Source organism: Aeromonas sp. MaB10011B, from assembly GCF_017939325.1.
Lineage (GTDB): Bacteria > Pseudomonadota > Gammaproteobacteria > Enterobacterales > Aeromonadaceae > Aeromonas > Aeromonas caviae.
The window spans coordinates 21,085-41,618 of record NZ_JAGKRK010000030.1 but is presented as its reverse complement, the minus strand read 5'-3'; the positions used below and the strand labels follow the sequence as shown (position 1 = coordinate 41,618).

Below are 20,534 nucleotides of genomic sequence, written 5' to 3'. Positions count from 1 at the left end.
GGGGGGGGGGGAAGGTTTCACGACCAGGCCGGCAACGGGCTCCGGCTTCTCTTGCAGAGGGGAGGCGAGGGGCGGTCATGAAAAAAGCCGGCACTGGGCCGGCTTGGATGCGTGGGATGCCACTTAGTGGGCGGAGGCGCCGGAGGCACCGAGCCCGGTCTGGGATCTGACGAACTGCGGGAAGAACTTCGCATGCTCGTCGGAGGCTGCCTGGGACTTGTCGGTGACCGAGAAGAACCAGATCCCGATGAAAGCCAGCCCCATGGAGAAGAGCGCCGGGTATTCGTAGGGGAAGATGGCCTGGGCATGACCCAGCACCTTCACCCAGACGGTGGGGCCCAGGATCATCAGGGTCACGGCGCTGATGAGACCGAGCCAGCCGCCATAGACGGCGCCACGGGTGGTCAGGCGCGACCAGAACATGGAGAGGAAGAGCACCGGGAAGTTGCAGCTCGCCGCGATGGAGAACGCCAGGCCCACCATGAAGGCGATGTTCTGCTTCTCGAACAGGATGCCAAGGCCGATGGCGACCACACCCAGTACCAGGGTGGTCATCTTGGAGACGCGCAGCTCGTCGGCCTCGTTGGCCTTGCCTTCCTTGATGACGCAGGCATAGAGGTCGTGAGAGACCGCGGAGGCCCCCGCCAGGGTCAGCCCGGCCACGACCGCCAGTATGGTGGCAAACGCCACGGCGGAGATGAAGCCCAGGAACAGGCTGCCGCCCACCGCATCGGCCAGATGGACCGCCGCCATGTTGGTGCCCCCCAGCAGGGCGCCGGTGGCGTCCTTGAAGTCCGGGTTGGTGCTGACCAGCAGGATGGCGCCAAAGCCGATGATGAAGGTGAGGATGTAGAAGTACCCGATGAAGCCGGTGGCATAGAACACCGATTTACGGGCTTCCTTGGCATCGCTCACGGTAAAGAAGCGCATCAGGATGTGGGGCAGACCTGCGGTACCGAACATCAGGGCCAGCCCAAGGGAGATGGCGGAGATGGGGTCGGCGACCAGGCCGCCCGGGCTCATGATGGCCGCACCATTGGCATGCACCTTGACCGCTTCGCTGAACAGGGTACCGACGTCGAAGTTGACGGACTTCATCACCATGATGGCCATGAAGGAGGCACCGGAGAGCAGCATCATCGCCTTGATGATCTGTACCCAGGTGGTGGCCAGCATGCCGCCGAACAGCACGTAGAGCACCATCAGGATGCCGACCAGCACCACGGCCACGTGGTATTGGAGGCCGAACAGCAGCTCGATGAGCTTGCCGGCACCGACCATCTGGGCGATGAGGTAGAGGGCGACCACCACCAGGGAGCCGCTGGCGGAGAGGCTGCGCACCGAGGTCTGCTTGAGGCGGTAGGAGGCCACGTCGGCAAAGGTGTACTTGCCGAGGTTGCGCAGCCGCTCCGCGATCAGGAACAGGATGATGGGCCAGCCCACCAGGAAGCCGATGGAGTAGATGAGACCGTCGTAGCCCGAGGTATAGACCAGGGCGGAGATGCCGAGGAAGGAGGCGGCGGACATGTAGTCACCGGCGATGGCCAGACCGTTCTGGAAGCCGGTGATGCGCCCGCCGGCGGCATAGTAGTCGGAAGCCGAACGGTTGCGCTTGGAGGCCCAGTAGGTGATGAACAGGGTGGCGGCCACGAAGACCACGAACATCACGATGGCCGAGATATTGAGGGGTTGGCGTTGCACCTCGCCGCTGATGGCGTCGGCCGCCAGCAAGGGGGTGGAGATCAGACCTGCCAGCGGCAGCAGAAACTTGCCTTTCATGATTGCGCTCCCTTGAGGATCTTCTGGTTCAGCTCGTCGAACTCGCCGTTGGCACGAAATACGTAGATACCGGTCAGCACGAAGGCCGATACGATGAGACCAATCCCGACCGGGATACCACGGGTGATGCTGGAGCCTTCGCTCAAGGGGGTGCCAAGCCAGCCCGGTGCAAAGGCGATGAGCAGGATGAACGCCAGGTAGAGCCCCAGCATCAGGATGGAGAGGGTCCAGGCAAAACGCTGGCGTTTGGCGACCAGTGCCTGGAAGTTGGGATCTTGCTGGATCCGAAGATACGGTTGCTGTTCCATTGCAGTTCTCCATGACGTTGAGTGTCAGCGGTGGATGAGGGGTTCCCTACCGGACAGCACGGCTGTCCATGTAATCAAAATGTGAATCAAATGTTATTAGTGGACAATTAGACTTTGGGATAAGCCAGCGGGCCGCCCTGATGCAGGCGTACAAAGACAAGGGCGGCGGTGACGGCATCGCTCAGGGCGTCGTGGGGGGGCAGGGCTGGCAGCGCCAGATGGCGACAGATCGCGGCCAGGTGCAGATCGATGGCGGCATCGGGATAGCGGCGATAGAGGTGATCGTGATAGAGGCGGCTCACCTCGATGCCGCGCTGGGGCAGGGTGAGCCGCCACAGCCGTTGGCAGGCGAGGTTGAGAATGCGCAGGTCATAGGCTATGTGATACCCCACCAGCTCACGGGGGCCGATGAACTCCAGCAGCGCGCGCAGCGCGGGCTCCAGTGCCATTCCCTGTTGCAGATCCTGATGGCGCAGGCCGTGGATCACCACCGACTCGGCGGTGAGGTTGTCGGGTGGCAACACCCGCAGGGAGAGCGCTTCACCTGTCAGCAGCCGGTTGCCCCGAATGCGCACCGCCCCGATGGCGACGATCTCGGCCCGGTCGGGATCCAGGCTGGTGGTCTCGAAGTCGAGGGCCACCCATTCGTCGGCCGGGGGGGCGGCAAAGAGCGGGGCAAACTCCCCCTCCCGAAACGTCCTGCCAAGCCAGCGGCGGCGCCAGTGCATCCACATCGCTATTGCCTAAGACGAAAGTGCAAGGTGAGCCATTGCTGGAACTTCTTCACCTGGTGCAGGGCATGGCGCAGCAGATCCCGCTCTGCGGGGCCGAGGTCTGCCACCCGCACCCGTCCGTCTCCCTCCTGCAACTGGCTGCGCAGCCGAAGCCGCATGAACAGCCGGAAGGCCTCCGCCAGATTGGTGCCATAGTCCCGGCTGAGGCGTCCCTGGCCCACCAGGGCCTCGATGCGTCCTGTGGTCGAGGTCTCCAGGATCCCCGCCTCCAGGGAGAGCACCCGGACGCCGTGGACAAGGGGGAAGAGGCCGCCCCGCTTGAGATCCAGCCCCTCCGGGGCTTGCTCCAGTCTGCCAAAGAGGGTGAGGGGGGCGTGAAAGGCGACGGCGGCCCTTGCCATCTCCGCCAGCAGATCCGGCCGGTCGGCGAGGCAGGCCCGCAGGTGGCGGGCGACGGGGGCGAGCCGGGCGCGATCTCCCGTGATGGCCTGGGCATCGGCCAGGGTGGCGAGCCAGAGCAGATCCGCTTCGCTGGCGCGCACACAGGCCTGCTCTATCCCTTGCAGCCAGCCGCCAAGCGGCTTCACCCAGGCCGGGTTGTTGACCATCACCCTGCCCGGGCAAGGGGGATAACCCAGGCGCGCCAGCAGGGCGCTGAAGGCGGCCAGATCCGCCGACTGGGTGGGCCACGGCAGGCCATCCGGCAGGATCAGGGCATTGTCCTGATCGGTTTTCTGGATCTGCTCGCCACGCCCCTCCGACCCCAGCATCAGCAGGCACACCTGCTCTTGCTGCGCCGCAGGGATCACCAGGGAAAAGGCCTTGGCGATCAACTGCTCGTTGATGGTGGCGATGAGCTTCATCAGGAACAGGGTGTGGATCCCCTGGGCAAACAGGGAGCGAATGAGCTGCTGCTGCTCCCGGGCGACCGCCTCGAGGGCGGCCGGGGAGTCGGCGCGGGCGATGCGCAGGGTCAACACATGGGAGTGGGTGGAGAAGAGCCCGAGCACCTGGGTCAAATGCAGGATGCCTGCCACCTCCTGCCCCTGCCAGATGACCAGGCGCTTGATGCGGTGGCGGGTCATCAGCAGCAGGGCATCGAACAGATAGCTCCCCAGTGGCAGACCCGTCAGCGGGGTGGGGGTCAGCACCGCCAGCGGCGCACTGAGCGACAATCCCTTGAGGGTGAGGGCGTGGAGCAGGGTCTTGCGGGTGGCCAGGCTCAGGCTGCCGTCTGCTCCGGGATAGAGCAGGCAGTCGGTGCCCCTGGCCACCATGGCCTCGGTGGCGGCCAGGAGCGAGAGGCTGCTTTCCACGATCAGCGGCGCCTGCAGATGGTCGGGAGCGATGCGGGTCAGGATGAACTCTGCCAGGTTCTGCTGTCCGAGCTGGCCGCGGCGCTCCTGCTCCCGCTGGCGCTCCGCCAGGGTGGCGGTGAAGTAGCGGGCGATATGGGGGTGCTCGTCGCACAGGGCCAGAAAGACGGGGCGGGGAATGAGCTGGCAGAGGGTATCTTCCAGGGCGGCGAAACGGTGGCGGCAGTGCCCGTCAAACTGGGCACGGACGTCGAACATGTCCCCCTCGCCATAGTCGCCAAAGGATTGATGGGGGGCAGACTCTTCCACGGCCCCCTTGATGATGAGGTAGAGCCCGGCGGGCTCCTCCCCGGCGTGCTGCACCGTCTGGCCCGCGCGAAAGTAGCAGATGCTGAGGTGCTGACCGAGCCGCTGGCGTGCCTCCTCGTCCAGGCCGTCGAACGGTGGACGGGCAAAATTGAACAGAAGTGACATGAGAGGCTCCACCGTGACCATGGGGCCAGTCTGACAAAGGCTCCACCACCGGGCCAGCCGACTTTAGTCGCAGGCCTGGGGCGGCCTCCCTGTACCTGCCCATAACACTCTGGTAACGTTGTGGTATGACCAGTTGAATCAAAGGACGAAGACGGAGATGGAAAAGCCAAGGGTCAAATGGGTGTTTCAGGAGGGGATCGCCGAGGTGATGCTCTGCCGGGGGGACAAGCTCAACGCACTGGATCGGGCCATGTTCGACGCCATCGACGAGACGCTGAACGCGCTATCCCGGCAAAAAGGGCTGCGGGCCGTGATCCTGCACGGGGAGGGGCGGGCGTTCTGCGCCGGGCTGGATGTGAAATCCATGCTGAGGCAGCCGGTGGCGGCGCTGGAGATCCTCAAGCGCGAGGCGGACGAGGCGACCAACCTGGCCCAGCGGGTGGCCTATGGCTGGCATCAACTGCCGGTGCCCGTGATTGCGGTGACCCAGGGGGTCTGTTTTGGCGGCGGCCTGCAGATAGCGCTCGGCGCCGATTTTCGCTTCAGCACCCCGGATTGCCGCTTCTCGGTGATGGAGATCAAGTGGGGCATCATCCCCGACATGAGCGGCAGCGTCACCCTGCGCAACCTGATGGGGATGGATACCGCCATGGAGCTTGCCATGAGCGGGAGCGAGCTGGAAGCCAGCGAAGCCAAGTCCCTCGGCCTGGTGAGCCGGGTGTGCGCGGATCCTCTGGAAGAGGCGCGGGCCTTTGCCCGGACCCTGATCACCAAGTCGCCGGATGCGCTGGCGGGGATCAAGCAGCTCTACACCCAGGCCTGGGCTCGCAGTGACGAGGCCATGCTCAAGGAAGAGACCCGGTTGCAGAGGCAGATCCTGGGGCGCCCCAACCAGTGGCGGGCGACCCTCAACAGCCTGTTTCGCTGGCGCCTGCCATTCGGACCGCGCCGCAACGCGCTTTGAACCCCTCATCCATCCAACACAAATGAAAATGGCAGCCTAGGCTGCCATTTTGCATTGTGCCGTCTGATTACTTGGCAACGGTATCCGGGTCCGCCTCGAAGGGGTGGCCGGTTTGCTCGCGCATCAGGTTTACTTCGGCGCGGTTTTCAATCCAGTAGTCCGCGTTCTTGATGCCGAGCTTTTCCGGGTGGAACACGGGATCCAGACCCTTGGCCAGCTGTGCCTCGTAGTCCTTGAGGCAGGCGAAAGCCGGCTTTTGCAGCATCAGGATGGCACCGATGTTGAGCCAGGCCATCAGGCCGACCCCGATGTCACCCAGGCCCCAGGCCAGATCGGCGGTCTTGACGGTGCCGTAGACGGTGGCAGCCATCAGCGCAATCTTCAGCAGGAAGGTGAGCCAGGGGCGGTTAATCTTGCGGTTGACAAAAGCGATGTTGGTTTCGGCGATGTAGTAGTAGGCCACGATGGTGGTGAAGGCGAAGAAGAACAGGGCGATGGCGACGAAGTAGTTGCCAAAGCCTGGCATCATGCTTTCCATGGCGGTCTGCACATAGCCGGGGCCTGCCGCGATGCCGGCGATGCCGGTGTAGAGGGCGGCACCGTCCGGGCCCTGCACGTTGTACAGGCCGGTGATGAGCAGCATGAAGCCGGTGGCGGAGCAGACGAACAGGGTGTCGATGTAGACGGAGAACGCCTGCACCAGGCCCTGCTTGGCCGGGTGGCTCACCGCCGCGGCGGAGGAGGCGTGGGGGCCAGTCCCCTGGGCGGCTTCGTTGGAGTAGACCCCGCGCTTGACACCCCACATGATGGCCAGACCCAGAATGGCGCCGAAGCCGGCTTCCATCCCGAAGGCACTCTTCCAGATGAGCAGGATCACGCCCGGCAGTTGGCCGATGTTCAGGGCGATGATGACGCAGGCGACGATGATGTAACCCAGCGCCATGAAGGGCACCACGGTACTGGCGAAATTGGCGATGCGCTTGACGCCGCCGAAGATGATGAAACCGAGCAGCAGCGCCAGACCGGCGGCGGTGACGTTGGGATCGATGTCAAAGGCGGTCTGCAGGCTGGAGCCGATGGAGTTGGCTTGTACGCCCGGCAGCAGCACGCCGCAGGCGAAGATGGTGGCGATGGCGAAGGTCCAGGCATACCACTTCATGCCCAGGCCCTTCTCGATGTAGAAGGCCGGACCGCCGCGATATTCACCGTTGATCTTCTCCTTGTAGACCTGGCCCAGGGTGGACTCCACGAAGGCGGAGCTGGCGCCGAGGAAGGCGACCATCCACATCCAGAACAGGGCGCCCGGGCCGCCGAAGGTGATGGCAGTGGCCACACCGGCGATGTTGCCGGTACCGACGCGACCGGCCAGGGTCATGGAGAGTGCCTGGAAGGAGGAGACACCGGCATCGTTGCCCTTGCCCTGAAACATCAGGCGTATCATGCCTTTCAAGTGACGCAGTTGCAGGAAACGGCTGCGCAGGGAGAAGTAGAGGCCCACCCCCAGACACAGATAGATGAGCGCAGGGCTCCAAATCACGCCATTGATGGCATTGACGATCTCATTCATGTACAACAACTCCTTTGTTGCGCTGTCTTGGCGAGGTCTATATGCCTCGCTCCCTTAACATTGAAATATGCGGTGACCAAGGGGGTCACTCAGGATTGTGCGGGACTTTCGACTGGTTAGTCCGCGGGATTTAACATATCGGTTTGTTCAGGGCCTTCCTAGTGAAAAGTGTTGTGACTTTGTTAATTTGTGAATTGACATTAACAAATGGTGAATGGAACTGGACAAGATTCGGTACATACCCATCATCTGCCGCTTTGCCATGCCCAGAGGGCTGATTGGGGTAATGCAAATAGGAGGCCAGGAGTGGCAACAAGGGAAAACAGATACATCATTCGCCTCGCCGGGGAGGAAGATGGGGCCGGATTGACGGGGTTGTTTGCCCAGCTGGGCTACCCCAACCCTGACGGGGCGGTCAGCGCCAGGCTGGCCCAGCCCGATCCGGCGCGGGAGGTACTGGTGGCCCTGTGCGAGGGGATCCCGGTGGGGGTGCTGGTGTGGCACCACTTGCAACCCATGCACCTTGCACCAGCCTGGGGCCTGATCTCGGCGCTGGTTGTCGATGAGGGTGCAAGGGGCGGGGGCATCGGGGCCCTGCTGCTGGCGGCGGCAGAGCAGCGGGCGGCAGCCCTGGGGTGCGACCAGCTGGAGCTCTCCAGCAGCCTCAAGCGCGAAGGGGCGCACCGATTTTATCTGGCGCAAGGGTATTGCGAGCGTCCGAAACGTTTTGTGAAAGCTGTCTGATTGGCAAGAGGAGTCCGTGTGTTCTGGTCCAAGTTGAAAGAGGTATTGGGTGGTGCATCTCCCCGGGAGCCCCGTCTCCCAGAAGAGCAGGAGTGGCGCGAGGCGCTGGCGGCGGTGCCCATCTTGCAGGGGCTTGAAGAAGAAGAGGCGCAGAAGCTGATGGAGCTGGCGCGTCATTTTCTCTCGCGCAAGACCCTCACCCAGATCGGGGTGGAACTGACGCCCCGCCAGCAGGGGGTGCTGGCCCTGCAGGCAGTGCTGCCCATCCTGCACCTGGGGTTCGATTGGTATCGAGGTTTCCACGAGGTGATCATCATCCCCGAGCCCGTGACCCGTCGTCAGGAGGTGCAGGACGAGTTCGGGCTGGTGAGCGAATTTGAAGAGGAGAACGCCGGTGAATCCTGGCCCCAGGGGCCACTGGTGCTGGCCTGGAGCGAATTGCAGCAGGACGGGGACTGGGACGGATTCAACCTGGTGATCCATGAGCTTGCCCACAAGCTCGACATGCTGGGAGGGGATGCGGACGGTGCACCGCCCCTGCCGCGGGGCATGGATCCCCAGCAATGGACCCGGGCGCTGCAAGGTGCGTTTGACGAGATGAACGATCAGTTGACCAGAGAGGAGGTGACCGAGATAGACCCCTACGCCGCCTCGCACCCCGCCGAATTCTTCGCGGTGTGCAGCGAGAGCTTCTTCACCGATCCGTTGCGTCTGCGCGCCGTCTACCCCGCGGTCTATGACCAGTTCGCCCGCTTCTACGGCCAGGATCCCGCCGCCCGCTACCCGGCCACCCGATTGCTTGCTGGGGATCCCGGGGAGCAGGGCTGACCGGCACTGTGTCCGGGCGGCAGAAACACAAAAGGCACCCCTGAGGGTGCCTTTTTCGTGACAGCGATGTCGCCGGGTGCTTAGGCAGCGGCTTTGAGCTCGACGGGAGCGGCTTTCTTCTGCTCGCCGATGGGCAGCACGGTGCGGCCGAACTGCTCGTTGATCACGGTGGCCATGGCCAGGTAGATGGCGCTGGCGCCGCAGATGATGCCTTCGAAACCGGCGATGGTGCCGATCAGGGTGCTGCCGGTGAAGTCACGGGCGGCCAGCAGGAAGAACAGTACGGTCAGGGAGGCGAACACGAACTGCTTCACGCGCGGGAAGTTGACGGTCCCGATCAGCATGAACAGGGTGAACATGCCCCACATCAGCAGGTACCAGCCCATGTAGGCGTGGGGAGTGGCCTCGGCCAGACCCATGCCCGGCATCATCAGCAGGAACACCAGGCTCCACCAGAAGGTACCGTAGGAGATAAAGGCGGTGACACCGAAGGTGTTGCCACGCTTGTACTCCATGATGCCGGCGATGATCTGGGCCAGACCGCCATAGCACAGACCCATGGCCAGGATCATGGCGCTGATGGGGAAGAAACCTGCGTTATGGATGTTCAGCAGAATGGTGGTCATACCGAAACCCATCAGACCCAGAGGGGCAGGGTTGGCCAATTTTTCGCTCACGTGGCGTTCTCCAAAAATAGAGGTGGGGGTTGATAAAAGACGCGCGATTTTAGGCAGGCTCTTGGCCCCGGGCAAGAGGCGGAAGGGACGAAACAGTAAAAAAATAACGGAATTTTTTACCCGGCTAACCATTCGTGCGATCCAGGTAGATGGCAGGTAAATGAATGGTGCGGACAAGGTTGATAAATTGTATTGAGCAGAACGTTTCTGAAAGTTTCATACAGCTCGAGGCGATGGGCTGAGCCGCGCTGTCTACCGTATTTTCATCGCCAAACCTGAGCACCCCTGAGGCCAAAAAATACGCCCATATGCCATCAGACAAGAGGTATCAATAACCGGTTCAATGCAAGCAGCCTGACTGTCTGTCCGCGGCTTCGGCATGGTTGAGCAAGGGGCATTGCGCCGGGCTAGCGAGCTGACGAGGTGGATATCTGAAACAAAGGGTCAGGATGGGGGTGATAAAGTGTTGAACGCGAGCTTGGGTTCTGCAGTTGGCCTTATTCAGTGACGCAGATTGTTGCTGGATAGCCGAGAGGGCTGGCCGGATGAAGGGGGAAAGAAGGAACGCGGGCATGTGCTTGGCAACAGCCCTCGAAAGAAGGGCTCAATCCCAAAGAAGAGGGGGAATGGCATCCCCCTCATCCTGCTGATGTCACCGGCTCAATCGTCCAGGGTCAGTACCACCTTGGCCTCCTTGTCGGCCTCCTTGACCTGGCTGTCCAGCACAAACAGCCGCTCCGGCGCGATCCCCTGGCGGTCTACCAGAAACTCCTTGGTGTTCTGGGCGCGGCGCATGGCCAGATTGCGCAGGGACTTGGCGGTGATGAGCTGCTGATCCCGCAGCAGGATAACCGCCTGGGCGCGCAGGGCCGGACTCGCTTCATCGAGCTTCAGCCGATCGGCCAGATCCCCGAGATCTTCGTTGAAACGGGCCTCATAGGCCTCTGCCAGTGCCGATTGCATGGCGGGGTCCTGCTCCAGCAGATCGAGATCCACCGGATTGCCGGTGATCTTGGCCAGCACCCGCTCGAGCTTCTGGCGCTGTAAGATGGGGCGCTCCTCATTGAAGTTGACCTTGCCGCGAATGTTCATGCTGAGCTTGGGTCTGTCCTTGAGGGCCTGTGCCAGCTTGGTCAGCTTCTCCTGCTGAGTGGGAGTGAGATCCGGCTCACCAGGCAGGAAGGGCAGCTCGTCCAGATCCTCGCTGCCGCCCGCTAGGGAGGCGAGCAGCGAGAAGGGGGAGGTGACCGCCTTGCGCAGGGTGTTGCCGAGCACGTCCCAGAAGATGTTGCCGAGGCTGAAGTCAGGCTGATCCAGATTGCCCTTCACTTTCAGGTTCATCTGGATGACGCCGTTGGCATCGCTCAGCAGAGCAACCGCCAGCCCCAGCGGCAGATCCTTGGCCTGCTCGCTCTTGACCTTTTCCCCCAGTTGCAGCTTCTTGATGGTGATGTCGTTGTCCCCCTCCAGCCGGTTGCCGTGTAACTGGTAGTTGAGCTTCATGGAGAGCTGGCCCTTGTCGATGGCATAACCGGCGTAGGTGCTGGAGTAGGGGGTGAAAGTGGTGAGCTCCAGGTTGTTGAAGGTGACGGCCACGTCCAGCACCGGCTGCTCGATCAGCAGGTTGGTGCCGCCGCGAATGGTCACCGGGGCGTAGCGGTCCACCTTGCCGTTGAAGGCCAGCTCGGAGCGCTGGCCCGGGATGTTGCTGATGTGGCGGCTCTGGCCACTGAGGGAGGCGATGTCCACCACGAATTCCGGGCTCAGGCTGCGATCGGCAAAGCGCAGGTTGCCCTGCTCGGTGCGCACCTGGGCGATGCTGACGCGGGGGGCCGGGCCGCTGCTGGCGGGCTTGCCCGTGGCCGGTTGCGGCAGCAGCAGTTGCTGCACGTTGGTGACCCTGTCCTCGTTGATCTCGATGCGGGCGAAGGGTTTGCGCAGCAGGATGTCGTCGATCTTCACCTGCTGGCTGATGCCGTCGTAGTGTAGGCCGCTCAGTTGCAGTTGCTCAATTTGCAGCAGGCGCTGGTTGTCGGCCCGATCCAGCACGTTGAGTCGATCGATATCGAGCCCGCCGCTCAGCTCCAGCTTGCTCAATGCCCCCTTGGCATCGGTGGCCAGCGCCAGCTTGGTGCGGCTGGCAAGCTGGCCGTCGCGCACACTGATGCGCAGCAGATCTTGCAGGTAGGGCTGGGCCCAGCTGAGCGGCAGACCCTGTTGTTTGATCTCGCCGTTGAGGCTGAAGGGGGCGAGGGCGAGGTCGCCGTCAAAGTCCAGTTTTGCCTGGTTGTTGAGCGCCCCGCTCAAGGTGAGCGGGCTGCTCTGTCCGCTCTGACTGCCCAGCGGCCCCAGAGCCAGCGTCAGGGCGGAGAGCTCGCGCAGCAGCGGCTTGCCGCTGCTCGATTCGGTCAGCTTGAGCTGGCCCTGTTCGATGCGGGTCTGCTTGAGGCTCCAGCGCCAGGGTTTGGCCGGGGCGGCCGGTTTGGCGGCTTTACTGGTTTTGACCGGCGGCTGCAGGATCAGCAGGGTCGCCAGATCCAGCTGCTGGTTGGCATCGAGCATGGCACTGACGGCCGGGGCCTTGAGCGTCACCCGGTCGATCTGCAGCGCCTGCTTGCTGCCGTCGAGCGTGATGCCGGTCAGCGCCAGCTGCTTGAAGCGGGCAAATTCGCCGCCCTTGCGGCGCTGAAGCTGCCAGTCATTGAGGGTCAGCTTGCCCTTGGAGAGTTGCCAGCCTAGCCCCTGCTTGCCCTCGGCAATCTGGTAGGAGATTTCGGCACTGGCCTCGCCTTTGGCCAGCTTGACGTCGAGATAGGGGGCCCAGAGCGGGGCGAAAGGGGCGAGGGCCAGTTTGCCGAGGCTGATCTTGCCCTTGCCGGCGCCGCTCATCATGTCGAACTCCCCTTCGGCCTTGAGGGGGCTCTTCTCGTTGACGGTGGCGCTCAGGCGATAGGGGTTGAGCACCCCCTCTGCGGTGGAAAAGCCGGGCAGGTGCAGGGCGAGCTTGTCCAGGGTGAGGGGCGGGACCCACCCCGGGCTGCTCTGCTTGCGGCTGTCCCGGTAGCTGAGCCGGCCCTGCTCGACGGACAGCTTGCCGATGGTCACCAGCACGGGCTCGGTGGCGGCTGGCGGTGTTTGCTCCGGTGCAGGGGAGAGCAGGGAGGCCAGTGCATCGGTCAGGTTGAAGCGTCCCTCCCCCTTGAGATCCTCGAGGCGCACCAGATCTGCCCTGGGGGCGGTCAGGGTGGCCTCTTCCAGTACCAGGGCGCGCTGCTGCCAGCTCGCTTTCAAGGCGGGAATGAGCTTCAGCTCTTCAAATGACACCAGTGCTTGCTGCTGGTCATCGAGCAGGGTGCTGGGACCCAGCACGAGGGAGGGGGAGCGGATCCCCACCTCTATCTTGCCAAGGGAGAGGTGCAGACCGTAATGGGTGGCAAGCCAGCCGGGGAGATGGCGCTGGATGAGGGTCGGCGCCTGCCAGAGCAGGATGGTGATGCCGATGAGCAGGAGCGCGAGAAGATAGAGGGCATAGCGCAGCAGACGAGCGGGCAGAGGCTTGAGCATGATGGTCTCCATTTGATGCGCATATGGTAGCAATTAATCGTGCCCGGTTCATGGGAAGGACTCATGAGGTGCGCCGCACTCTGACCGGGCTGGGGAATTATTGTGCGACCAAGGCCGGATTTCCCCCGTTTGCCCCACCTCGCCGCTTGCCCAAACCGCCCACTCTGTCCGGCATGTCGCGACGGGCGATGTGGGGAACAAGGGGGTTGCCGGGTCAGGGCCTGCCACTGCGGATATCCACTGGAAAACCGGGATACCGGGGGCGAGATACCCCCAGAGTCTGTCAATCCCCGTCGGTTTTCAAGCCGCCGAGGGAGTGGATGCAGCGCTGCTCGGCGGCATCGAGCTCGGCCATCACCATCTGGATGTCCTCCAGCTGCTGGCGCAGGGAGTGGCGTCTGGCCTCGATGAGCTGGATCATGGAGTGAAGCTGCATCCGGCTGGAGCGGTCGGTGTCGTACATGTCGAACAGCTCGCGGATCTCCGCCAGGCTGAACCCGAGGCGTTTGCCGCGCAGGGTCAATTTCAGGCGGATCCTGTCCTTGTGGCTGTAGATGCGGGTCTGCCCCTCCCGGGTCGGGGTGATGAGCCCCTCGTCCTCGTAATAGCGGATGGTGCGTGGGGTGATGTCGAACTCCTGGGCCAGCTCCGAGATGCTGTAGGTCCTCTCCTTGCCACTGGCGTGTCTGGCTCTCATGGTGCGCCCTCCTGATGAGCTGGCGGGGTCCTGGCCCCGCGGCAAGGGCCGGGGTCATGATGCATGATGGCCTCCCGGGGTGCGCTGCTCGCGCTCTTGTGCTAGGCGCCGTCCCCTCCCGTGCAGGGCCTGGCCGACCCGGGAGCCGTTGGGGCGCCCCAGCAGCTCGCTCACCCACTGGCCGGTGGCGGCCAGCTGGTCGAGATCGACGCCGGTGTTCATGCCAAGGCCGTGCAGCAGATAGACCACCTCTTCCGACGCCACATTGCCGGAGGCGCCGGGGGCATAGGGGCAGCCGCCGAGCCCGGCCACCGAGCAGTCGATGGTGCGGATGCCGCGCTCGAGCGCCGGCAGCAGGTTGGCCAGCCCCTGGCCGTAGGTGTCGTGAAAATGAACCGCAAGCCGGCCCGCCGGGATCTCGTGCAGCACCGCATCCAGCATGGGAGCCACGGTGCCCGGGGTGCCGACGCCGATGGTGTCGCCGAGGGATATCTCGTGGCAGCCCAGATCCAGCAGCCGCTCGGCCAGGGCGGCGACCCGTTTCGGGCGGGTCGGGCCGTCGAACGGGCAGGCGATGACGGTGGAGAGGTAGCCGCGCACCTTGATGCCGAGGCTGCGCGCCTCCTGCACCAGGGGGGCAAAGCGCACCAGGGACTCCTCCACGCTGATGCCGATGTTGGCCCGGGTGAAGCCGTCCGAGCAGGCGGTGAAGAGGCCTATCTCGTCGGCGCGTGCGGCGATGGCGGCCTGCAGACCCTGCAGATTGGGCACCAGGGCGCCATAGCGGGTCGGCCCCCTGCGCGGCAGGGCGTTAAAGAGTGCGGCGGAATCCGCCATCTGCGGCACCTTTTTGGGCGACACGAAGGCCCCCACCTCGATGCGCTGTAACCCGCTCTCGGCCAGGCGGGCGATGAGCGCCAGCCGCTGCGCCAGGGAGAGGGTGGCGGTCTCATTTTGCAGGCCGTCCCGCGGCCCCATCTCCACCAGGCTGACCTTGTCGTCCCGGTTCTCGTGCGTGTGGCTCATGAGCGCTCCTCCTGCGCGGTATGGTCCTCGGCAAAGCGCACCAGCACGGCGCCCTGGCTCACCTGTTCCCCCTGGCGGCACTGCAGGGCCTCAATCACCCCGTCCCGGTCAGCCTTGAGGACGTGCTCCATCTTCATCGCCTCCAGCACCAGCAGGGGTTGCCCCTTGCTGACCGGCTGGCCGGCCTCGACCTGCAGCGCCACCACGATGCCGTGCATGGGGGCCAGGATGCCCGGGACATGGCTCGTGTCGTGATCATGGTGGAGCTGATGATGCTGATCATCGAGCGAGAAGCGGATGCGTCTGCCCGCCAGGTGCAGCAAATAGGCGCCCTCGCCGAGGGGCTGCACCGGATAGCGTTGCCAATGTCCACCTTGGCACAGGCGGATCTGATCTGACCCGAGTTCGAACGGGATCTGCTCGCTCTGCCAGAGCAGGGCGCCTCCTCGCTCGGTGAGGGTGAGAGTGCGGGTCTCCTCGCCGATGCGCACCGTGGCGCAAAAGCGGCGGGTGGGGCCCAGCCGAAAGCCTGCGGCCTGCTGCCAGGGGGAGGCATCGCGCTCGCAAGTGGCGAGCCAGAGGGTGGCGAGGGGCCAGGCGATCGCCGGAACAGGCAGGGTGTCGGTGGGAATGGGCCACTGGGTGTGGTGGCGCATCGCCAGCACCTCTGGCACTTCGCACAGGCGTTGCAGGAGCGGGCCGTTGTGCACCAGAGGGCCAAGAGCCAGGGCTGCCAGGGCATCGGCCAGGGTGGCAAAGGCTTCGCTGCGGCTCGGTGCGTGGGCGACGAGCTTGGCGATCATGGGGTCGTAATAGGGGCTCACCTCATCGCCGGCGCCGACGCCGGTGTCGATGCGCACCCCCTTGGGCCAGGTGAGCCAGTGGATGGGGCCGCTCGCTGGCAGAAAACCGGCGGCCACGTCCTCGGCGTAGAGGCGCGCCTCCACCGCGTGGCCACGCAGCACCACCTGCTCCTGGGTGAGGGGCAGCGGTTTGCCCTCGGCCACCGCCAACTGCCAGGCCACCAGATCCTGGCCGGTGATGGCTTCGGTAACCGGGTGCTCCACCTGCAACCGGGTGTTCATCTCCATGAAGAAGAACTCCTCCTTGCAGAGCAGAAACTCGATGGTGCCAGCCCCCTGATAGTGGATGGCCTTGGCCGCCGCCACGGCCGCCTCGCCCATGGCGCGGCGCAGGGCAGGGGAGATGTCGGGGGCGGGGGCCTCCTCGATCACCTTCTGGTGGCGGCGCTGCAAGGAGCAGTCCCTGTCCCCCAGATAGATGGCGTTGCCGAGGGCATCGGCAAACACCTGCACCTCCACGTGGCGGGCGCGGGGGAGATAGCGCTCCAGCAGCACATGGTCGTCGCCAAAGGCGGCACTCGCCTCCCGCTTGACCGCCGCCAGGGCCGCGTCAAAGTCGGCCAGCTGATCGACCCGCCGCATCCCCTTGCCACCGCCGCCGCTGGCCGCCTTGATAAGGAGCGGGAAGCCCACCTGGCTCGCCTGATCGCGCAAAAAGTCGGTGTGCTGATCCGCGCCGTGATAACCGGGCAGCACGGGGACGCCGGCTGCCTGCATCAGCCCCTTGGCCCCCGACTTGTCCCCCATGGCGAGGATGGCGCCGCCGCTTGGGCCGACAAAGCGCAGGCCCCGCTGCTCGCAGGCGGTGGCAAAGTCGCTGTTCTCGGATAGGAAACCGTAGCCCGGGTGGATGGCGTCGGCATTCGCCTCTTTGGCAATCTTGAGCACCTTGCCGGTGTCGAGGTAGCTCTCCCGGGCGGGGGCCGGCCCCAGATGCCAGGCCTCGTCGGCTTCGCGCACGTGCATGGCGCGGGCGTCGGCGTCCGAGTAGAGGGCGATGGTGTGAATGCCGAGGCGTCGTGCTGTCTTGATGATGCGCACGGCGATTTCACCGCGATTGGCGATCAGCAGGCGCTTGATGGGAGTGTGGTTGGTCATGCTACCTCCCTGCTGTTCAAGGTGCACATGTGCGAAGCGTGTTGATCCACACTCCAGTGATATTGACCACAGCTGGCGATCAGCAGGGGCTTGATGGGGTGGTATTGAGTCATGCTTCGTCCTTGAAACGGGGGCGCCAGGTTGGGGGGCGTTTGTCGAAGAAGGCCTGGATCCCCTCCTGGGCCTCGAGGCCGACCCGTACCCGGGCGATGGTCTCGACGGTCTGCTCTTCGTGCTGGTGGCCTGGGCGCCCTTCGAGGGCGGCCAGCAGCCGCTTGGTCTCCTTCATCGCCTGGGGGCCGTTGCGACACAACCGCAGGGCCATGGCGCGTCCCTCCGCCAGCAACTGATCAGGCTGGCTGAGCCTGTGCACCACGTTGAGTCGGCAGGCGGTGATGGCATCGAAAGGCTCCGCGCTCAGCATGTAGCGGCGGGCCTGGCGCATCCCCATGGCGCGCACCACGTAGGGGCTGATCACCGCAGGCACCAGTCCCAGGGTCACCTCGGAGAGGCAGAAGCGGGCATTTTCGCTGGCCAGCACGATGTCGCAGGCGCAGACAAGGCCTAAGGCTCCGCCGTAGGCGGCCCCCTGCACCAGGGCCACCGTGGGGAAGGGCAGCTCGTCCAGTGCCTGCATCAGGTGGGCCAGCACCCGGGCGTCCTCGCGATTCTTGTCAAAGGCGCGGGGGTCGAACGCCTCCCCTGCCATCTTGCGCATCCACTCGAGATCGGCGCCCGCGCAAAAATGCGGCCCCTCGGCGCGCAGCAGCAGCACGTGGGGGCGGTCGGCCAGCGGCTGGCCGTGGGCCAGCTCGTCGAGGCAGTCGAGCAGCCCCTGCATCAGGTCGGCATCAAGGGCGTTGTGACGGGCCGGGCGGGCGAGCACCAGCTCGATCACCGGGCCGTGGCGCTCCAGGCGAAAATGGGCAAGGGGATCGTTGAAGAGCGGGTCTGACATATGAACTCCTTACATCCGGAAGATGCCGTACTGCCTGGGGCCCGGCTCGGCCCCCTGGCAGGCCGCCAGCGCCAGGGCCAGCACGGTGCGGCTCTGGACCGGGTCGATGACGCCGTCATCCCACAGGCGAGCACTGGCGTAATAGGGGTGACCCTGGCGCTCGTACTGCGCTATCACCGGGGCGCGAATGGCGGCCGCCTCCGACTCGCCCAGAGTCTTGCCCTCGGCGGCCAGCTTGTCCCGGCGCACCTGCACCAGCACCCCGGCCGCCTGCTCGCCCCCCATGACGGAGATGCGGCTGTTGGGCCAGCTGAACAGAAAATCCGGTTCATAGGCGCGCCCGCACATGCCGTAGTTGCCGGCACCGAAGCTGCCGCCGACGATCAGGGTGATCTTGGGCACCCGGCTGCAGGCCACGGCGGTCACCAGCTTGGCGCCGTGCTTGGCGATCCCCTCTTTCTCCGCCGTACTCCCCACCATAAAGCCGGTGATGTTTTGCAGAAACAGCAGCGGGATCCCCCGCTGGTTGCAGAGCTGGATGAAGTGGGCCCCCTTCTGGGCGCTGTCGCTGTGCAGCACGCCGTTGTTGGCGAGGATCCCCACCTGCATGCCCTCAATGCGGGAAAAACCCGTCACCAAGGTAGTGCCGAACAACGCCTTGAATTCGTCAAACACAGAGCCATCCACCAGTCGGGCGATCAATTCTCGTGCGTCATAGGGGCGCTTGAGACTGGTGCCCACCAGGCCGTAGAGCTCCTCGATGGGGTAGTGCGGCTCATCATAGGAGGGAGCGGATGGGGCGGGTGACGCCGCCGTCTGGTTGTCACCCAGGTTGCTTACCAGGGTGCGGGTGATGGCCAGGGCATGGGCATCGTCCCGGGCCATGTGATCCGCCACCCCGGAGTGGACGCAGTGCACCTCGGCGCCGCCCAAGGCTTCTGCGCTGATCTCCTCACCGGTGGCGGCCTTGACCAGGGGCGGGCCCGCCAGAAAGAGGGTGGCCTGTTCCCTGACCATGATGGACTCGTCCGCCATGGCGGGCACGTAGGCACCCCCGGCGGTACAGAGCCCCATCACCACCGCCAGCTGGGGGATGCTCTGGGCCGACATGCGAGCCTGGTTGTAGAAGATGCGGCCAAAATGCTCCCGGTCGGGGAACACCTCGTCCTGCATGGGCAGGAAGGCGCCGCCGGAATCCACCAGATAGAGGCAGGGGAGGCGCAGCCGCTCGGCGATGGCCTGGGCGCGCAGATGTTTTTTCACCGTGAGGGGGTAGTAGGTGCCGCCCTTCACGGTGGCGTCATTCACCACCAGCATGCACAGGCGCCCCGAGACCCGGCCGATGCCGGTGAGGATGCCGGCGGCGGGCACCGGCTCGTCATAGACCTGCCAGCCAGCCAACGCCGACAGTTCGAGAAAGGGGGAACCCGGGTCCAGCAGCTGGTCGATGCGCTCCCGGGGCAGCAGCTTGCCACGGACCTGGTGGCGGGCGTTGTTGGCCGCGCCCCCGCCCTGGGCTATCTCCTCCAGGCGGGTATTCAGATCGTCGACCAGTGCCTGCATGGCGGCCCGATTGGCCTCATAGTCGGGGCTCGCGGTGTCTAGGCGGGAGTGGATCCTGCTCATGCGCGCTCTCCCATCAGCTCGCGGCCGATGAGCCAGCGGCGGATCTCCGAGGTGCCGGCGCCGATTTCGTAGAGCTTGGCGTCCCGCAGCAGGCGGCCGGTGGGGTATTCGTTGATGTAGCCGTTGCCGCCGAGCAGCTGGATGGCATCGAGGGCCATCTGGGTGGCGTTCTCGGCAGCAAACAGGATGGCGGCGGCGCAATCCTTGCGGCTGGTGCGGCCCTGATCGCAGGCGCTCGCCACCGAATAGACCAGCGCCCGGCTGCTGGCGAGACGGGTATACATGTCGGCGAGCTTGCCCTGCACCAGCTGAAACTCGCCGATGGCCTGGCCGAACTGCTTGCGCTCGCGCACATAGGGGAGCACCACGTCCATGCTGGCCTGCATGATGCCAAGGGGCCCGGCCGCCAGCACCACCCGCTCGTAGTCCAGACCGCTCATCAGTACCTTGACCCCGCCGTTCAGGGGGCCCAGCAGGTTCTCCTGTGGCACTCGGCAGTTGTCGAACACCAGCTCGCAGGTACTGGATCCGCGCATGCCGAGCTTGTCAAGCTTCTGGGCGGTGGAAAAACCGGGAGTCCCCGCCTCGACGATAAAGGCGGAAATCCCTTTGGGCCCGGCGGCGGCATCGGTCTTGGCATAGATGACGAAGGTGTCGGCATCGGGCCCATTGGTGATCCACATCTTGTTGCCGTTCAGCACGAAGTGATCCCCCTCGCGCACCGCAGTGAGGCGCATGCTCACCACGTCGGAGCCGGCACCCGGCTCGCTCATGGCCAGCGCCCCCACGTGTTTGCCGCTGACGAGGGAGGGCAGATATCTCGCCTTCTGATCAGGGGTGCCGTGGCGGTGGATCTGGTTGATGCAGAGATTGGAGTGGGCGCCGTAGGAGAGGCCGACCGAGGCGCTGGCGCGGCTCACCTGCTCCATCACCAGCACATGGGCCAGATAGCCGAGGTTCACCCCGTCATACTCCTCCGCCACCGTGATGCCGTGCAGCCCCAGCTCACCCATGCGGGGCCAGAGATCCCGGGGGAAAGCGTTGCTCTGATCGATCTCGCTGGCGCGCGGTGCGATCACTTTCTGGCAGAAAGCCTCGACCTGTTCGGTCAGGGCCTGGAGGGTTTCATCCATCAGGGCATGCATCCGTGCTCTCCTTGGTGCAGTGGACTGCCGATTTCCCCTGCCATCAGGGTGATGACTGGTCAGTCCATTCGTGATTCAAGTTTACGTTAGCGTAAACGTAAATGAGTTGTTAGTCTAAGGTAAATTCGATGGCAGCCCGTCGCAAGGGCTACCCGGGTAGATGAGC

The 20,534-nt window shown here is 64.6% G+C and carries 16 protein-coding genes; 3 read left to right on the top strand and 13 right to left on the bottom strand.

Features of this window, described 5'->3' with window-relative positions; translation table 11 throughout:
• Positions 1-123 precede the first annotated feature (123 nt).
• The 4 genes from J9893_RS09765 to J9893_RS09750 form a co-directional block, all read right to left on the bottom strand.
• Positions 124-1,779 carry a cation acetate symporter gene (locus J9893_RS09765; protein WP_210600250.1) on the bottom strand — a complete coding sequence of 552 codons (1,656 nt, stop codon included), beginning with the start codon at positions 1,777-1,779 and terminating at the stop codon, positions 124-126.
• Positions 1,776-2,087: a DUF485 domain-containing protein gene (locus J9893_RS09760; RefSeq protein WP_039039049.1), complete on the bottom strand. Its 312-nt coding sequence runs from the start codon at positions 2,085-2,087 to the stop codon at positions 1,776-1,778. Before J9893_RS09760 ends, J9893_RS09765 begins: the two co-directional genes overlap by 4 nt.
• Positions 2,088-2,194: 107 nt before the next feature.
• Positions 2,195-2,821, bottom strand: a complete 627-nt coding sequence (locus J9893_RS09755; RefSeq protein ID WP_210600249.1) for a 3'-5' exonuclease — start codon at positions 2,819-2,821, stop codon at positions 2,195-2,197.
• Positions 2,822-2,823: 2 nt separating this feature from the next.
• Positions 2,824-4,611, bottom strand: coding sequence for a putative nucleotidyltransferase substrate binding domain-containing protein (locus tag J9893_RS09750; protein ID WP_043156481.1), 1,788 nt, complete (start codon positions 4,609-4,611; stop codon positions 2,824-2,826).
• Between the two features lie 157 nt (positions 4,612-4,768).
• Between J9893_RS09750 and J9893_RS09745 the strand changes: the two genes are divergently transcribed.
• Positions 4,769-5,575: a crotonase/enoyl-CoA hydratase family protein gene (locus tag J9893_RS09745; protein ID WP_109112109.1), complete on the top strand. Its 807-nt coding sequence runs from the start codon at positions 4,769-4,771 to the stop codon at positions 5,573-5,575.
• Between the two features lie 67 nt (positions 5,576-5,642).
• On the opposite strand, the gene J9893_RS09740 is transcribed toward J9893_RS09745, so the two are convergent.
• Positions 5,643-7,142, bottom strand: a complete 1,500-nt coding sequence (locus J9893_RS09740) for an alanine/glycine:cation symporter family protein (protein ID WP_043156472.1) — start codon at positions 7,140-7,142, stop codon at positions 5,643-5,645.
• 375 nt (positions 7,143-7,517) lie between these two features.
• Here J9893_RS09740 and J9893_RS09735 point away from each other — a divergent pair, with 375 nt between their 5' ends.
• Complete coding sequence (locus J9893_RS09735) at positions 7,518-7,886, top strand: GNAT family N-acetyltransferase (RefSeq protein WP_246875543.1); 369 nt, start codon at positions 7,518-7,520, stop codon at positions 7,884-7,886.
• Positions 7,887-7,904: 18 nt separating this feature from the next.
• The gene (locus tag J9893_RS09730) at positions 7,905-8,714 is read left to right on the top strand and encodes a M90 family metallopeptidase (RefSeq protein WP_210600248.1); all 810 of its coding nucleotides are present in this window, start codon (positions 7,905-7,907) and stop codon (positions 8,712-8,714) included.
• 80 nt (positions 8,715-8,794) lie between these two features.
• Here J9893_RS09730 and J9893_RS09725 read toward each other — a convergent pair whose 3' ends face one another.
• The 8 genes from J9893_RS09725 to J9893_RS09690 form a co-directional block, all read right to left on the bottom strand.
• A complete protein-coding gene (locus J9893_RS09725) occupies positions 8,795-9,391 on the bottom strand; it encodes a GPR1/FUN34/YaaH family transporter (protein WP_113977316.1) in 597 nt (198 codons plus the stop codon).
• A gap of 660 nt (positions 9,392-10,051) precedes the next feature.
• A complete protein-coding gene (locus tag J9893_RS09720; RefSeq protein ID WP_246875541.1) occupies positions 10,052-12,955 on the bottom strand; it encodes a DUF748 domain-containing protein in 2,904 nt (967 codons plus the stop codon).
• A 283-nt stretch (positions 12,956-13,238) separates the two neighbouring features.
• Positions 13,239-13,652: a MerR family DNA-binding transcriptional regulator gene (locus J9893_RS09715; protein ID WP_010674587.1), complete on the bottom strand. Its 414-nt coding sequence runs from the start codon at positions 13,650-13,652 to the stop codon at positions 13,239-13,241.
• A 54-nt stretch (positions 13,653-13,706) separates the two neighbouring features.
• On the bottom strand, positions 13,707-14,678 hold the full coding sequence (locus J9893_RS09710; protein ID WP_210600246.1) for a hydroxymethylglutaryl-CoA lyase: 972 nt from the start codon (positions 14,676-14,678) through the stop codon (positions 13,707-13,709).
• On the bottom strand, positions 14,675-16,639 hold the full coding sequence (locus J9893_RS09705; protein ID WP_210600245.1) for a biotin carboxylase N-terminal domain-containing protein: 1,965 nt from the start codon (positions 16,637-16,639) through the stop codon (positions 14,675-14,677). The genes J9893_RS09710 and J9893_RS09705 overlap by 4 nt, the downstream gene beginning before the upstream one ends.
• A gap of 109 nt (positions 16,640-16,748) precedes the next feature.
• A complete protein-coding gene (locus tag J9893_RS09700; RefSeq protein ID WP_042878770.1) occupies positions 16,749-17,597 on the bottom strand; it encodes an enoyl-CoA hydratase-related protein in 849 nt (282 codons plus the stop codon).
• Positions 17,598-17,606: 9 nt separating this feature from the next.
• The gene (locus J9893_RS09695; protein WP_210600244.1) at positions 17,607-19,223 is read right to left on the bottom strand and encodes a carboxyl transferase domain-containing protein; all 1,617 of its coding nucleotides are present in this window, start codon (positions 19,221-19,223) and stop codon (positions 17,607-17,609) included.
• Entirely contained in the window at positions 19,220-20,368 is a 1,149-nt protein-coding gene (locus J9893_RS09690) for an isovaleryl-CoA dehydrogenase (protein WP_210600243.1), read from the bottom strand. The genes J9893_RS09695 and J9893_RS09690 overlap by 4 nt, the downstream gene beginning before the upstream one ends.
• Between the last annotated feature and the right edge of the window lie 166 nt (positions 20,369-20,534).

Excerpts from the sequence above, each read along its gene's own strand:
- J9893_RS09760 (WP_039039049.1), bottom strand. The coding sequence starts at position 2,087 with ATGGAACAGCAACCGTATCTTCGGATCCAGCAAGATCCCAACTTCCAG.
- J9893_RS09715 (WP_010674587.1), bottom strand. The coding sequence starts at position 13,652 with ATGAGAGCCAGACACGCCAGTGGCAAGGAGAGGACCTACAGCATCTCG.
- J9893_RS09755 (WP_210600249.1), bottom strand. The coding sequence starts at position 2,821 with ATGTGGATGCACTGGCGCCGCCGCTGGCTTGGCAGGACGTTTCGGGAG.
- J9893_RS09710 (WP_210600246.1), bottom strand. The coding sequence starts at position 14,678 with ATGAGCCACACGCACGAGAACCGGGACGACAAGGTCAGCCTGGTGGAG.
- J9893_RS09700 (WP_042878770.1), bottom strand. The coding sequence starts at position 17,597 with ATGTCAGACCCGCTCTTCAACGATCCCCTTGCCCATTTTCGCCTGGAG.
- J9893_RS09695 (WP_210600244.1), bottom strand. The coding sequence starts at position 19,223 with ATGAGCAGGATCCACTCCCGCCTAGACACCGCGAGCCCCGACTATGAG.
- J9893_RS09750 (WP_043156481.1), bottom strand. The coding sequence starts at position 4,611 with ATGTCACTTCTGTTCAATTTTGCCCGTCCACCGTTCGACGGCCTGGAC.
- J9893_RS09720 (WP_246875541.1), bottom strand. The coding sequence starts at position 12,955 with ATGCTCAAGCCTCTGCCCGCTCGTCTGCTGCGCTATGCCCTCTATCTT.
- J9893_RS09740 (WP_043156472.1), bottom strand. The coding sequence starts at position 7,142 with ATGAATGAGATCGTCAATGCCATCAATGGCGTGATTTGGAGCCCTGCG.
- J9893_RS09705 (WP_210600245.1), bottom strand. The coding sequence starts at position 16,639 with ATGACCAACCACACTCCCATCAAGCGCCTGCTGATCGCCAATCGCGGT.
- J9893_RS09745 (WP_109112109.1), top strand. The coding sequence starts at position 4,769 with ATGGAAAAGCCAAGGGTCAAATGGGTGTTTCAGGAGGGGATCGCCGAG.
- J9893_RS09765 (WP_210600250.1), bottom strand. The coding sequence starts at position 1,779 with ATGAAAGGCAAGTTTCTGCTGCCGCTGGCAGGTCTGATCTCCACCCCC.
- J9893_RS09690 (WP_210600243.1), bottom strand. The coding sequence starts at position 20,368 with ATGCATGCCCTGATGGATGAAACCCTCCAGGCCCTGACCGAACAGGTC.